Annotated in this window: 10 protein-coding genes; all 10 read right to left on the bottom strand. The window is 44.3% G+C overall.

Annotated features, from left to right (window positions below; genetic code table 11):
• Nucleotides 1–30: 30 nt before the first annotated feature.
• Nucleotides 31–1,053, bottom strand: a complete 1,023-nt coding sequence (locus L3D05_RS10815; protein ID WP_439647946.1) for an ABC transporter permease — start codon at nucleotides 1,051–1,053, stop codon at nucleotides 31–33.
• A gap of 9 nt (nucleotides 1,054–1,062) precedes the next feature.
• Entirely contained in the window at nucleotides 1,063–2,571 is a 1,509-nt protein-coding gene (locus L3D05_RS10820; protein ID WP_239616071.1) for a sugar ABC transporter ATP-binding protein, read from the bottom strand.
• Nucleotides 2,572–2,738: 167 nt separating this feature from the next.
• Nucleotides 2,739–3,725, bottom strand: a complete 987-nt coding sequence (locus L3D05_RS10825) for a substrate-binding domain-containing protein (protein ID WP_239616072.1) — start codon at nucleotides 3,723–3,725, stop codon at nucleotides 2,739–2,741.
• 24 nt (nucleotides 3,726–3,749) lie between these two features.
• The gene (locus L3D05_RS10830; protein ID WP_239616073.1) at nucleotides 3,750–5,513 is read right to left on the bottom strand and encodes a cache domain-containing sensor histidine kinase; all 1,764 of its coding nucleotides are present in this window, start codon (nucleotides 5,511–5,513) and stop codon (nucleotides 3,750–3,752) included.
• Nucleotides 5,514–5,518: 5 nt separating this feature from the next.
• Nucleotides 5,519–7,138, bottom strand: coding sequence for a response regulator transcription factor (locus tag L3D05_RS10835; RefSeq protein WP_239616074.1), 1,620 nt, complete (start codon nucleotides 7,136–7,138; stop codon nucleotides 5,519–5,521).
• A 2-nt stretch (nucleotides 7,139–7,140) separates the two neighbouring features.
• Nucleotides 7,141–9,225, bottom strand: a complete 2,085-nt coding sequence (locus L3D05_RS10840) for a methyl-accepting chemotaxis protein (RefSeq protein WP_239616075.1) — start codon at nucleotides 9,223–9,225, stop codon at nucleotides 7,141–7,143.
• 241 nt (nucleotides 9,226–9,466) lie between these two features.
• On the bottom strand, nucleotides 9,467–11,788 hold the full coding sequence (locus tag L3D05_RS10845) for a glycoside hydrolase family 95 protein (protein WP_239616076.1): 2,322 nt from the start codon (nucleotides 11,786–11,788) through the stop codon (nucleotides 9,467–9,469).
• Nucleotides 11,789–11,839: 51 nt separating this feature from the next.
• Nucleotides 11,840–12,688, bottom strand: coding sequence for a carbohydrate ABC transporter permease (locus L3D05_RS10850; RefSeq protein WP_239616077.1), 849 nt, complete (start codon nucleotides 12,686–12,688; stop codon nucleotides 11,840–11,842).
• Nucleotides 12,689–12,711: 23 nt separating this feature from the next.
• Complete coding sequence (locus tag L3D05_RS10855; RefSeq protein WP_239616078.1) at nucleotides 12,712–13,593, bottom strand: carbohydrate ABC transporter permease; 882 nt, start codon at nucleotides 13,591–13,593, stop codon at nucleotides 12,712–12,714.
• A gap of 63 nt (nucleotides 13,594–13,656) precedes the next feature.
• Nucleotides 13,657–14,994, bottom strand: coding sequence for an ABC transporter substrate-binding protein (locus tag L3D05_RS10860; RefSeq protein ID WP_239616079.1), 1,338 nt, complete (start codon nucleotides 14,992–14,994; stop codon nucleotides 13,657–13,659).
• Nucleotides 14,995–15,129 lie beyond the last annotated feature (135 nt).

Consider the following 15,129-nt stretch of genomic DNA (forward strand, 5'->3'; position numbering starts at 1 on the left):
TAATCTTCGTGAACGAAGACCATACCCTAGTTACGACGCTTTCTTGCGTCTGAGAATGTCCGCGTATACGGCAAGGAAGATGACGAAGCCGACGACCACCGTTTGCCATTCTTGCGGAACAGACATAATACGGAGACCGTTGGTCAACACGCTCATGATGAGCGCCCCAATGACCGTTCCGAGTATTGACCCTTTGCCTCCGCTTAGCGATGTGCCGCCAATGACAACGGCTGCTATCGCTTCTAGCTCGTATCCCATTCCAAGGGCCGGTTGAGCAGAGTTCAGTCGTGAAGCTATCAAAATACCTGCGATTGCAGTAAATATGCCGGTAATGGTATAGATCACGATTTTCCAAAAATTCACGTTGACTCCCGATAGCCTTGTTGCTTCTTCATTGCTTCCAATCGCGAAATTATAACGTCCGATAATTGTCCGGCTTAATATAATACTGCCTATAATAGCCACACCGAAAAAGATGACGACAGCATTCGGAATTTTGAAACCAGGAATTATCTTATCGAATAAGGAATCTAGCGATATATCCGAGAATCCAAAACCTTTATCGGGAGTCGGGAAGTATACCGGTCGCGTTCCCGATATGACGAGCGCCAACCCTTTGGCAATCATCATGACTGCAAGCGTTGCAATAAAAGGCGGAATTTTCATCCTTGCCACCGCTACGCCGGAGACGAAGCCGCATAAGGCTCCGGTCGATAAGCCAACGAGAAGCCCTGCCCATATTGGCCATCCCCAATAGGTAATGCTGACACCGGTCATGACTGCAGTTAACGTCATTACCGTACCAACCGATAGGTCGATCCCCCCGGTAATGATGACGAAAGTCGCTCCAAGCGCCAGTACCCCTACAACTGCCGTCGATAGCAGTACGCCTACGATATTGGAGAACTGAAAGAAGTTATCCGATGCCAGCGAGAAAACTAACACCAGAACGATTAGGCTTCCAAAGGCGAGAAGTTGCTGTAATAAATCTGATTTTATGGCAACAGGGTAACGATTCGATTTCTGCGTTACCAATGTCTTATTCATCGATATCCCCTCCGATTAAACTGCTTCGTATCTTTGCGTCGCGAACTGCATGATTGTCTCTTGCGAGACGTTCCCGTCATTTACGATCTCCCCGCTAATTCGCCCTTCGCACATAACGAGTATGCGATGGCTAAGTCTCAGTACTTCCGGGAGCTCCGAGCTGATGACGATAATGGACTTCCCCTCATGAACCAAACTGTCTAAAAGCTTGTAAATTTCGCTCTTCGCTCCAATATCTATGCCGCGCGTCGGCTCGTCGAAGATTAAGATGTCGCAATTTTTGGTCAACCATTTACCGATAATTACCTTCTGCTGATTTCCGCCGGATAGATTTCGCAATTGTTGATTAATGCTTGGCGTTTTTACTTTTAGGCTGTCTACGATTTTTTCGGCTATATGAGCAATGCGAGAGTCCGACATCCAACCGAATCGCGAAAAGCTTTCATACGATGCAACAGCTACATTGGACTTCACATCCATATCGAGCACGCAACCGTATCTTTTGCGATCTTCTGATAAATAGCCGAGCCCATGGCCTACTGCGTCATGCGGGCCGGATATTTTGACTTTGTTGCCATGAATGAATATTTCGCCGGTGTCGAGTTCATCCGCGCCGAACAAGGCCCTTGCCACTTCCGTACGCCCTGAGCCCACCAAGCCGGCGACGCCTAGTATTTCGCCTTTTCGAAGCTGGAAACTTACGTCCTTGACCGCTCTTCCGCGATTCAATCCTCTTGCTTCCAATACAATATCCGTACTTTTGCAGTGATTCTCAGGGCTAGTGGAATGGTAAATTTCCCTGCCGACCATCATAGCTATAATTCGCTCGATCGTTGTTTCTTCCGTCATGACAGTGTCGATATAACTACCATCTCGCATAACGGTTATTCGATCGCTAATCCGCTTTAATTCAGCCATCCGGTGAGAGATATAAACGATCCCTACGCCTCTTGCACGAAGCTTTGCGATTGCAGCAAATAATTCTTCGATTTCCGAATCGCTTAGCGCGGCCGTCGGCTCGTCCATGATGAGTACCTGCGAATCGTAAGATATAGCTTTTACGATTTCCACCATTTGTTGTTTGGCTACGGTTAATTCCGACACAAGCGTCGTCGGTTCGATGTCCAGATTCATCTGCCGCAGAAGAATAGCTGCTTGCTTATTCATCGCTTTATCGTCCAGGAATAACTTGATCGCTTTCCGAGGTTCGCGGCCAATGAAAATATTTTGCGCGACCGTTAGATCGGGAGCCAAGTTCAATTCCTGATGGATCATGCTAATCCCGAGCTTCTGGGCTGCTTTAGTATCAGGCAGTTGGACAGAATTACCACTGAGAATAATCTCGCCTTCGTCCTTCTGATACACTCCCGTCAAAATTTTCATCATCGTCGACTTACCTGCACCGTTCTCTCCGACAAGCGCGTGAACTTCCCCGGGCAGTAGATCGAATTTGCAATGCTTAAGAGCGTGCACACCGGAAAAATGCTTCTCAATTCCTCTCATGACGACGATAGGCTCGCGCATCGCCCCACCTCATTCCATCTTCTATTTCTTGTCGTTGATGATTACTTTACACGCTTCTCAATTATCCTTACATGTGATTTACTACTGGGTTAGTCGAAAAAACGCCAATAAAAACAAAAAAACCGGAAAAATTCCCGGCTTAAACACAGATGTTAGTTTGGATAACCTTACTTATCGTAAAAAGGGAACAAAAGCTTCTGGTATTCTTCCTCGAACATATTATTTTTGGTGATGATCTCCGAGCCAGTGTCGATTACCTTTGGTACGTTTTTTCCTTGAACAGCATCAACGGCCGCTTTAATGCTCAAGTACCCCATCTGGAACGGCTTTTGAACGATGGTAGACCTTATGACGCCTTCTTCCAGCAGATTAATTACAGGAATCGGGCTGTCAAACCCGATCATGACAACCTTATCCTTAAGATTCAATTCCTGAAATGCCCGTCCCCCGCCAACGCTCACCATTTCGTTAAGACAGATGATACCGTCGACGCCCGGATGCTCATTCATTATGATTTTCATCAATTCGTAGGCGTTCTCTTCAAGACCTTTCGCGTAGTAGGTATCCAGTAGATCGATATTTGGGTCATTACCTAGTACGGCTCTCACGCCTTCTTCTCGATCGCTCACAGAAGCTGCGGCAAGCACGTATTTAATAATCGCAACTTGAGTGGGTCGGTTTCCAAGTTGCCTTTTCATCTCCTCGCCTGCTTTTATACCTGCCTTATAGTTATCCGTCGCGATGATACTCTCTGCTATATCTGCTTTAATACCCGAATCGACAATGAATAGCCGGATTCCGCTTTTTATCACTTTCTCGGAAACGGGTACCAGCCGGTCGTAATCATTCGCTGCTAGTATGATCGCGTCAGGTTGCTCGGCAATCGCTTCCTCTACTAGCGCAATTTGTTCGTCAATGTCCGACTCCGTTTTGGAGCCCTTAACAATTACGTGAGCGCCGAACTCTTCTGCCGCAATATCGATGCCGTCTTTCATGACTTGCCAGAACTCAATTGAATCGTCAGTAGATTTAATGACGACCCGTATTTCTATCGTCTTATCCTCCGGGATTCGCGTAAGCCAAAAGCCGACGATGGCAACGAGCATAAAACCCGCTACTAGGAGCCAGATGAAGCGCCGGAAACTCCACCGCATCGTTATTCACCTCAATATATTAGGCTACAAAACCTTAGGAAAGCGAATCGTAACGACTGTTCCGACTCCTAGCTCGCTAGTATAGCTTAGTCCGTACTGAGTACCGAAATAAAGTTGAAGCCGCTCGTGTACATTCCGCACGCCGACCCCGCCGCGACTACCTGAACGAATCGTCGAAGGATGCAATAAGGATTTGCATTTTTCATTATCCATGCCATAGCCGTTGTCTTCTACGATCAGCAAAATATCGGATTCCGTTTCCTCCGATCTGATCATGATCCATCCGGAGCCGCGTTTCTTCTTGATGCCGTGATAGATAGCATTCTCTACTATCGGTTGGAGAATAAGTTTAATCGATAGATAATCTCGAAGAGATTCGCTAATTTCAACCAAGTAATCCATCTTGTTGCTGTAACGCATCTTCTGAATTTTTAAATAGCTCGTAATATGCTCGACTTCCGTGCTGATTTGAACTAGCTCTTCGCCTTTACTGATCGATGAGCGAAGCAACTTAGCCAATGCTGATGTCATTATAGTAATTTCCTTCGCTTTGTAACTCTCGGCCATCCAGATGATCGAATCAAGCGTGTTGTAAAGAAAATGAGGATTAATTTGCGATTGCAATGCTTTGATTTCGCTTTTTCGTTTCTGCTCTTGGTCCGAAATAGCCTGCGTCATGAGTTCCTTGATTTTACCAACCATTATATTAAACGTTCGTGCTAATCTGCCGATTTCAATCGTCCTCGGCACTGGCACGTGAATATCGAAATTACCCTTTTCAACTTCTTTCATATGATGCTCAAGCATCTTGATCGGTTGACTGATTCGCTGTGTCAACAATACCGAGATCATTATCGCGATTACAATGCAAATAATCCCTAGAAGAATGAAGGACGAACGCATGTTTTGCTGATTTGCGACCAATTCATTCACGTAAGATACGCCTATGATTTTCCATCCAAAATCCGAGTCTTGAATCGAATAGATTCGACTGCGGCTGCCTTCGTCGCTCGTGAACGTACCGCTTGTGTTGGCGAGCACATTATCGATCAACTCCGATTTTAGATTGCTGTATATGAGCTGTTGCTGCGGATGATAGACGATTTTTCCGCTGCTGTCGATAATGAATACATATCCTCTATCGCCTAATTTGATATCTTTCAGCATATCGCTCAATACATTGAAGTTTAAGTCGACTAAAAACACGCCAAGCTTCTGTGTCCCGTCATGGCTTAGCAGCTCGCGGCTGAGCGATACAACCCATGGATACCGCCCTTTAATGATGGGCTGCACATGAGAAGAGGATACGACGTCCGCTCCATTCGCGGCAATCGCATCCTTGTACCACTTCATGCTTTTAATTTCAAAATTCGGATTAAGCTCAAAATCCTTTCTACCGGAAATGAATTTATCGTCGCTGCCGAATATATTGATGGATGCTATGTCCGAACGCGAGATGAACATGGCCTCAAGAAAGTCGGATACGGTATCCTTCTGTTTCTTCTCCTCTCGGAGACTTTCAAAACTTTCCGTAGACAAGTACTGTTGGACACTGCGATTATTCGCAACGAGACTCGACATATACTTCATTCCGTTGACATAGGATTTTATGTTTTGATTAACCTGCTTTACCAACTCCAACGTGTACGCTTGCGTGTTGGTTTTAACGGAATCTCTGGACAAATAGTATGAAGTCACGCTCATTATCAATATCGTCATCAGAATAACCAATACGAACGCAAGCACGATATTCGTCTGAAAGCTTCTAAATCTAGTAAATAGATTCATCCCTATCACGCTTTCTTCGTTGTCATTTTAAGACGATAATCCGTCGGCGTGTCCCCTGCATGCTTTTTAAAGGCTCCGCTAAAATAATGAGGATCGCTATATCCGACTTGGTAAGCGATTTCATAGCTTTTCATCGAGGTAAGATTCAGTAGTTCTTTGGCCTTTTCCATCCGCTCATGCGTCACATATTCAATAAAAGTTTTCCCCGTATATTGCTTGAATAGCGTGCTGAAGTAGCTTGTACTCATGGTTATATGGTTGCATACCGATTTTATAGATAATTCCGGATTATTAAACTGTGCTTTGAAATACTCGATTGACTTTGCAATCTGTAACAAATTAAAATTTTCCCTTGAGCTCTTGATCTTCGATACGGCTTCCGTACAAAGGGATTTCATCCACTCCTCCGTATCATATAGCGTCGTAAACTTCGTGACTTTTTGCGTTAAACTTTCTGCATTTTGCGGCAATTGCGCAAGATCGCTATTCATTTCATAAAGGGTGTGCATCAAAGTAAGAACGATCCTTTGAAGATAGATCTGGCAAATATCCCCGGGGTACAATTGATCGCGAAATACCGCGAATAACTTAGCCACCCAAATCTCCATCTCTTCCATCGTTCCGGTCTTCAACTTAGTTATCAATTCACTCTCCCATGACATGATTGGGAAAGCTTCGCGATTGCTCCGCTGAGCCATATCCGATAATCGAATAATGGAATTCGATCCGATTGCGAAACGATATTCGAGTGCCGATAAAGCGGTTTCATGAGCGAACGAGACGTTGCTGCCAAGCTCGGATGCATCTCCGATTCCGATTGAAACTTTAACGGGAAGGATCGAAGTCACCGCATGGTGAATTTCTTCCGCATTACGCATCGCTTCCTCTTGCAGTTCGACGGGATCAACACCCGACACCAGCGTGAGTACACGATTGTCCCGATCTCGAAAAACAACCGCTCCGCTGCACTTGCTCATGATTTCCTGCGTTACATTAAAGACGGCAAACCAAATAAGTTGTTGGTCGGAGGTGGTTACTGTTTGACTCCAGAGAAAATCGTCCACTGCCATGACCAGCTCTATTACGTGAGAGCCTTTCCAATTCGTCTGGAAATACTGCCATCCTTCACGTTTCTCCTTATCTGACATTTGAGACGTTAACATCCGCTCTAGAAACCGTTCTCTTAAGAGTGGCATGTTTTCCGTTAGCTGACGCTTCAAATGCTCATAATCTTGCCTCTCTCTTCTAGTCACGTCGAGCTCGCTTCTCAGCTTGCCTAGGACTCCGCCCAAATCTTCGGGTGTAACTGGCTTTAGAATATAATCAACTGCTTGCATTTTAATGGCTTGTTGTGCATATTCGAAATCGTCGTATCCGGTTAAAATAATAACTTTGATTAATGGATACCTCTCCGATAACTCTTTCGTCAACTCTAATCCATCCATAAATGGCATGTCAATATCGGTTAGCACGACGTCGGGCCTGTTACGCTCGATAAATTCGAGAGCCTCAATCCCGTCCTCGCTAACGCCTATGCACTCGAAACCGTATTCCGCCCAATTCATTTGGTTACTGATTGCTTTTCTTACGAGGATTTCGTCATCAACGAACAACAGCTTATACATGCTCATCCCGCCTTGTCGACCTTATTCGTCTTGAATTTCAGAACAGCATGGGTTAGTCCTTCCGCAGTATCCCCCATTGATCGGGCCATATCAGCTAATTTCTCGGTTTCGCTTAATTGTTCCTGCATTTCAGAGAAGGCTTCTTCCGTAACCGCCGCGGTTTCCTGCGCGACCGACACGATGACCTCAATTGCTTCGAACGCTTTTTCTCTGGAATAGAGCACTTTTTCAGATGATCTGCGAATATTAGAGACGAATTCAAGCACATGCTTTATTTCCTGATTAATTTGAGCAAAGGTTCGACCGGTTTCCGCTATCGCCTCGTTTTGTTCTTTTTGCAGTACAATAGCATGATCGGCTTCCTTAACGGTCGCTTGGGACTTCTCCATAACGCCTGAGATGATACGGTAAATCTCTGTAGAAGCATCTCGAGATTGCTCCGCTAGCCGCTTTACCTCATCGGCTACGACTGCGAACCCCTTACCTGCCGCTCCTGCCCGTGCGGCTTCAATAGCGGCATTGATAGCTAGAATGTTTGTTTTCTTCGCAATAGCAGTTATCGTTTCTACGATTCTAGTGATGGTGCTCAATTGTTCGCTGAGCGATCCGATGTGCTCATTCACATTTCGCGATACGGCATTGGATTTGTCCGTCTTCTCATTCAATGACAAGACGATCATTTGAGCTCTCCCGCAAACCGCCCCAATCCCGGTCATTGCGCTAGATATCGTACTGACATCCGATTCTATCGTATTGATGTTATCGGATAATTCATTCATGCTGGAGAGGCTTTCCATTGCTTCGCCGGCCTGGTGATTAGCGCCGGATGCTACTTGTTCAATAGTAGCAACGAAATGATGCTGATTATTACGAAAATTATTCGCAAAGGAAGTCGTCTGCTCCGCTTGTCCAAGCATGTTCTCTGCAGACAAACGAACGCGCTCGATTAATTTGCTGATAGTGCCCATCGTTTCATTGAAAGAGTTCGAAATGGTTCCCATCTCGTCTTTGTTCGGATCGTCTATGCTTATGGCCAAGTTGCCATCGTTAACCTGATTCATCCGTTGTAACAACTGCTTCGTTGGAATAGATATGCCCAGAGAAAGAATATAGGCTATCATGACCGAAAGCAGCAGACACATTGCCCCGATCAAGATCATTTTCTTCTCCAATGTATTGATTTCCGCATAAATAAACGATTTGGGAATCATCGATACAATTGTCCAGCCGCTACTCTCAATGGTCGTATGGGAAATAAGCGAAGCGACGCCGAACGCTTGTCCGAAGTAGGAAGTACTTAATCCTTCTTCGCTATCGGTGTTTTTGATGTTATTAAAAACCTCCGTGTCCGTCAGCATGCGATTCACGGGATACTTGAGTTTGTCGCGACTCGACACGACTTTTCCTTGCTTATCCACAATTACGATATCCGACGACGTTCCTAGATCGATACTATTGTAAAGATCCAAGAAATGTTTCTCCGTAAGCGTCAACACAATAGTTCCCAGAACATCCCCATTAATGGACGACTTAATTTGTCGACTAATCGAAATGTAGGCTTTGCCGTTTGTCGTATCGTCGATTAAAGCGAAGTGATAATCATGATTAGCCGGCGTTTCCGCGACAATGGACTTGAGTTGATCTTTGTTCAATCCATTGAATGTGCCCATCGTTGTTGCATCATCTACATACAGGACAATACTAGACACAAAGTTGAATAATGAAAGCTTACGGGATATTTCCTTATTTATCGAATCATTCAGCACGTATGCACGATTACCCGCAGTCTTCATGCTACCTAAACCTTTCTGAATCCCTTCACTAGAAGAAATATCCTCTATCGCGTACTTCACGTGTTCAATATCCAGATCTATTTTCGCGCTTATTTGATTGATGATCTGCTTGGAGTACAGCTCGATCTTGTCGTTCATTGCTTTGCTGGATTGACGATAGCTCACCGAACTTGTCACTACAATCGATGCTGCAAGCAGGAGCATGAAAAATACAGAAAGTCGTGTTTGTATCGAGGAGAAGCGTACGACTTTACGGTTCGCTATTCTGCTGAAAATCCCGTATATGAATTTCATTTTCCCCAGCCCCCGATATTTTGATATGCCATTACACCATAACTGAATATACAGAGCTTTACGATGAGGTTTTATCGAATTTTGATGGAAAAAGCTATTTATTGAGCGAGAAAAGAGATCGAAAGTTATTGTCCATTAGGACCACAACAAAAAGCGGTTATCGGGTCCATACGAGACTCAATAACCGCTTTTTACGTTTCACAATCGCTGTCGTCTTACTGACCTGTATCTGTGTTGATCCTCATTTGTGGCTGACTTCTTTCACTAGGAGTTCACTATCGATATGGTATTCGGATCCCGCTGTATAGGCAAACGGAATTACTTTCCCGTTGTACCTTAAGGTTGTGGAACCTGATAATGCGGATTTTATCACTGCTTTATCCAGTTTCCCGTTCAACCACTTTACATCCACTTCTATTGCGCCTCTTGCCTTTAGTCCGGAAAAGTATCCCTCGCTCCATTTAGAAGGCAATGCAGGCAAGAAATGAATTTCTCCTGCATGGCTTTGCAGTAGCATATCTGCAATGGCTGCAGTCCCGCCATAATTCCCATCGGCTACATAAATCATGGATTCGGCACCGGCAATTCCAGGCTTTGAGTAAGTGAACAAATTCGGATAACAGAGTTCACCGATAAGATGATTAATTTGCTCATACGCCCGATCCCCGTCATGCAATCTCGAGTAGCATCCTGCGAAAGCAGCCACTGTAAATTCAATATCTTCATGACCTTCGCTCGACTTACGCATTTCGAGCGTTTTTTGCGCGGCTACGCTTAAATCCGGTGTATGTTGCGGCGTAATTTGATAGGCTGGATACAAACTGTGAAGATGGGACAAATGACGATGTTCCGGTTGAGCCTCTTCAAAATCCTCTAGCCATTCTTGCACTTGCCCCTTCGCTCCAATTTGAAGTGGAGGCAATAGTGCTATAGTTGTTTTAAGTCGCGTTTGAAACTCCTCATCGAGATTTAGTTTTTCCGCAGCCTCTAAACAAAAATCTAACAGATCTTTCACGAGTACCTGATCTAGCGTGGAACCCATGGATAAGGTGCGAGGATTCCGTTTTCCATCTGCGGGATAGAAGCTGTTTTCTGGTGAAATTGAAGGCCCGACGACGAGCCAACCGTATTGTGGGTGAACATCCATGTAATCCATAAAGAAAAGTGCAGCGTCCTTTAAGACGGGATAAGCCGTTTCTTCGAGGAATTTCTCATCCAAGGTAAACTCGTAATGATCTCTGAGCTGCATGGCAATCCACAGTCCACCCGTTACGTTCAGTCCCCAAGAAGTCTCCCATGCAGGTGCAGTGAATCCCCATACGTTAGAAACCGTATGGGCCACCCAACCGTCACACCCATAGAAATCCTTGGCAGTGGATTTGCCGGCAGCAGCCAACCGCTCGATATACCGGATGAGCGGAATATGGCTATCCGATAAGTTGGTGGTCTCGATCGGGTAATAATTCATCTCTGTATTAATATCAAGATGATAATCACAGGTCCATCCCATCCGGCAGGCCTGATCGTCATTCCAAATGCCTTGTAAATTCAGCGGCAGAGGCGAGTTCTCCCTCGCGCCACAGATGGTCAAATACCTGCCGTACTGGAAAAACAAAGCATATAGCTGTGGATCGTCATCTATTCCTGCCGCAAAAAGTTTAACTCTTTCGTTAGTCGGTCGGTTGCTATTATCCGTTTCACCCAGGTTTAGGTCGACCCGTTGGTACACACTCTGATAATCAGCGATATGATCCTGTTTAATCAAAGAGAAATCTTTCTTTAGAGCTGCATTGACTTGATTGTCGCTACGCTCAATCCAACTTTCATCATGATGGTCGTAGTCGGTGTTAACGACTAAGTAAACAACAACTTCACTTGCACCCTTAACGTTGATTCGATTGGAATCGCCAATCACTTGACCGCCATCATTCCGTACTACAAGTTTTCCTTGGCAACGTACGCCGCACTTTCCATCACTGTGGACTGTCTCCAAGGCTTGCCCCCGAAATGCTAAAGTATGGTCCGAATCATTCCAACTTTCGAATTCGTTTGTATGGCCTTCAAGTCGGAGACTAAAGTTAACCCCACCGGACTGTTCACTCCAGAGACGGCACGCAATGAGATCATCCTTATGGGTTGCGAACACTTCCCGATGAATGATTCCGTTCTTTCCATTCAACGACGTCGTCGCGATTGCATCTTCTAAATCGAGTTCACGATATATGCTCATCCCTGTTTCTTCATAGTTAAATATAACGTTGCACATAGGAAGATTAGTCCCAAAGTTCATCTTAACAGGCTGGAGTATTTCACCGGCCAACCGCTCTCCGGATTCGTAATCCCCTTCATAGAAGTATTTCCGAAGTTCGGCAATATCTTTTTTTCCGGAGGAATGACTTTTAATCGCTTCTTGTTTGCCAGACCAGTAGGTCAATTCAGTTATATTCCATATTTCTTGTTCAGCTCCCCCATAAACGATGGCAGCCATTCTGCCGTTACCTATCGGAAGGCCTTCAGCCCATGCATTCGCCTCATTCTCGTACCGGAGTTTCATTGCTTTCATGTTGTACATTCATCCTCCAATCGACTATTCAATCTCTCTGCGTATCAATGATCAACCTTTTACTGCAGAACCAACGGTCATTGCTCGTTCTACTTGTTCACTAAAGAATAGAAATACAATGACGGTCGGGAGACTGGCTATTGTCATTACCGCTCCCATCCCGCCCCAGTCCGTGCTGTATTGCCCTTGGAAGAAGAGTAACCCTAGAGGTAACGTCTTCATGCTTTCGTCCGAGATTAAGATATAGGCGAGCAAAAATTCGTTCCAAACGTTCAAAAATTGTAAAATCGCAATGGTAGCCACGGCTGGTTTAACAATCGGAACAATAATACTAAAAAAAGTTCGGAAGATTCCTGCCCCGTCCATGCAGGCGGATTCCTCTAACTCGAATGGAATCCCCCTCAGGAAGCCATAGAAGATTAGGCTAGACAGAGGAAGCCCAAAGGCAATGTACGGAACAACGAGCGCTCCATAGGTATTAATAAGATGAAAATCCTTTACTAGAACGGCAAGCGGAATCATGATCACTTGCAATGGAATAAACATACCGATCATCATATAAGCTCTAGCTGTCCCTCTTAATTTCCATACCATTCTTGCCGTTGCATATGAAAACATAATAGCCAGCAACAATATTCCGGCCGTACTGATTATCGACACGATAGTACTATTCAGAAAATAACGCGGAATATTGAAATTATTCCAAGCGTTGATATAATTCTCTATCCTAAAATGCGTTGGCAGCCCGAATGGGTTTGTGATGAATATTTCATCGTTATTTTTTAAGGAATACGAAATCATCCAGTAAAGCGGATATACCGAAATGATGAAATATAGCCATAGCGAACCTTGCAATAGCAGTTGTCCGGGCTTTAAACCTTTTTTTCTGACGTGTAGCATTAAGCGTGCGCCCCTTTCTGCCGCTAGTGCGAAAATTTCTCGCGATCGAAAACCTTATTAATAATCAACGTTGCCAGTAAACTTAATACGACAAGAAAAATAGAAACCGCGCATGCATACCCGTATTCGGAATCCATAAATGCATATCGATAGATCATAAAAGTTAAGGTGTAGTTTGTCGTTCCCGGTCCACCGCTCGTCATGATCAGCATCTGAATGAATGCGCCGATGCCAGAAGTAATGGCTAAAATGAAACAGAATTTATACGTCTCCGCCATCATTGGAAGGGTTATCTTGAGATGAGCCTTCCACTTCGAACATCCATCAATCGTAGCCGCTTCCATGTATTGTTCAGGAATTGATTTGACCCCGGCATAAAGTAGACTAAACTGGAATCCCATAAACTGCCAGGCGTTTACAAAAGCAATCGCAATAATCGATACTGCAGGCGAAGTTAACCAATATTGCTGATAGGGAATTCCTAGCAATTGAAACAGTTTGTTAATCATTCCGTTCGTTGGATCATAAATCGCAATCCAAAGCTGACAAACAACCGTTACTGACAGAACAACCGGAATAAAATATCCTGTCTTGAGGATTTTTCTTCCTCTGACTTTTGGGTCGGCGCATACTAAAGCCAACAGAGTGCCTAAACCAATTTGAAACACAACAAGAACTAACGCAAACAGAGCCCCATTACGCAGCGAACGAATCAGTAAAGGATCTTCAAACAATTGAATATAATTTTGAATTCCTATAAACGTGCCGCCACCCAATCCGTTCCACTCATAAAAACTACGGAAAAGCGCCTGCAATACCGGATATGCCACTATGAGTGTATAAATTAGTAATGCTGGAAGTGTAAATAATGCTATAGTTTTCTTATTGGATAAATGGGTTTTCATGTTGTTCATTCCCTGCATTTGAAAGTTCTCGCGCCGAAACTTTCGTTTCGGCGCGAGACGTTTTTATTTATTGATTTTCTTTAGTATTCTCTCCATATTCTCATCGAATTGTTTATTGCCAAATCCTTTTACAACTAAGTTCTGAGTATTGTCATCAAGAGCGTTATTTAATTCAGTGCTTTCGTTAAACTTTGCATACCCTTTAATATTAGGCAGAACTTCATCGATAATACGTTGCATCATTGGAGGAGGCGTTATCGATATAGGCTGATCGATTTTAAGCGATACGATTGGATTCGCCTTCTGCAAATACTGATACTCCGCGTATTTTCTTGCCAAGAATGCCGCAACCTCGATAGCTAACTCTTTGTGCTTGCTCGTTGGAGCAACGGCGAATCCTCCTGGGGCAGGAGCGCCATTAAGAGAAAATTTCATGTTTTCGTAGGTTTCTTCATCTTTAGCCGGCCAGTACATCCAATCTACATCGTCGCCTAAGTTTTCGGTCGCGGCATATATTTCCCATTGGCCGTTCACGAACATCGCCGCTTTACCGGTATAGAATAAAGATGAAGCCTGATCGTAGTTGGTGTTGGTCGCGTTAGGATCGAATAGTCCGGCCTGCTTCAACTCTTCAAACTGTTTAGAAGCAAGTTTGTAAGGGTCCGGTAACTGGAATAGCCCTTTTTGCTCCAGAGGGAAGTAGCCTTCCGGTTGCTCGCGGGTAACTAATCCTTTGTAAAACGAATTTGTTATCCATTTCTCCTTGGCGAAAATCGCCATCGGAGCAATGCCTTTATCTTTGAATTTCTTGATCGCCGCAATCCACTCATCGTAAGTTTTAATTGGCGCATTCACGCCGGCTTCCGCAAACAATTTCTTATTGTAATACAGAATCTGAAAGCCAGTACCCGTTGCGGAATAGGCGTAGGTATGACCATCGGCAGCAGTCAATGATTTTTCGTATCCAGGGTTAAAATCTGCTAGTAGATCTTTAGTTGCTTGTGCGTTGTCAAGAATTTCAATATTTTTCGATTCCGCGAAAGCTTTAATGAGACCGTAATCAGCATCGTAGATATCAGGCATATTCCCTGTTGCGGCATAAGTTTTTAATTTTTGAAAGTTATCTTGTTGCCATGGATCAAGATCCAGTTCGACGTTAGGCATAGCCTTTTTCAGTTCGGCCACTGCATAATCATAAGGCTTCTTAGTGTCATCATCGAAGTATTTCAGATAAACTTTCAGCTTGGTTATCTCGTTCGATTCACCTGCCGTTGACGACCCCGCAGTGCCGCTTGCCGTTTCATTCGGAACAATATTTGCATTATTGTCCTTAGCGCATGCAGATAAAGAAAGAGCAAAAACCGTCATAGCCACAATGATATTTACCTTTTTTTTCTTCAAAGTGTTCCCCCCTGCCCTGATGTTAAAGCATTGTATTTGACTTCTTTATTATAAATAGGCTCGGATATGGACGGAATGTAACGATCGTGACCTATCTGCAAAAATCGCGCCATATCATAAGTTTCTTCCTTATAA

It is taken from the genome of Cohnella mopanensis, from assembly GCF_022352055.1.
GTDB lineage: Bacteria > Bacillota > Bacilli > Paenibacillales > Paenibacillaceae > Cohnella > Cohnella mopanensis.

Bases quoted from the DNA above. Each gene is read 5' to 3' on its own strand.
- L3D05_RS10820 (WP_239616071.1), bottom strand. From the start codon at position 2,571: ATGCGCGAGCCTATCGTCGTCATGAGAGGAATTGAGAAGCATTTTTCC.
- L3D05_RS10825 (WP_239616072.1), bottom strand. From the start codon at position 3,725: ATGCGGTGGAGTTTCCGGCGCTTCATCTGGCTCCTAGTAGCGGGTTTT.
- L3D05_RS10830 (WP_239616073.1), bottom strand. From the start codon at position 5,513: ATGAATCTATTTACTAGATTTAGAAGCTTTCAGACGAATATCGTGCTT.
- L3D05_RS10835 (WP_239616074.1), bottom strand. From the start codon at position 7,138: ATGTATAAGCTGTTGTTCGTTGATGACGAAATCCTCGTAAGAAAAGCA.
- L3D05_RS10840 (WP_239616075.1), bottom strand. From the start codon at position 9,225: ATGAAATTCATATACGGGATTTTCAGCAGAATAGCGAACCGTAAAGTC.
- L3D05_RS10845 (WP_239616076.1), bottom strand. From the start codon at position 11,788: ATGAAAGCAATGAAACTCCGGTACGAGAATGAGGCGAATGCATGGGCT.
- L3D05_RS10850 (WP_239616077.1), bottom strand. From the start codon at position 12,688: ATGCTACACGTCAGAAAAAAAGGTTTAAAGCCCGGACAACTGCTATTG.
- L3D05_RS10855 (WP_239616078.1), bottom strand. From the start codon at position 13,593: ATGAAAACCCATTTATCCAATAAGAAAACTATAGCATTATTTACACTT.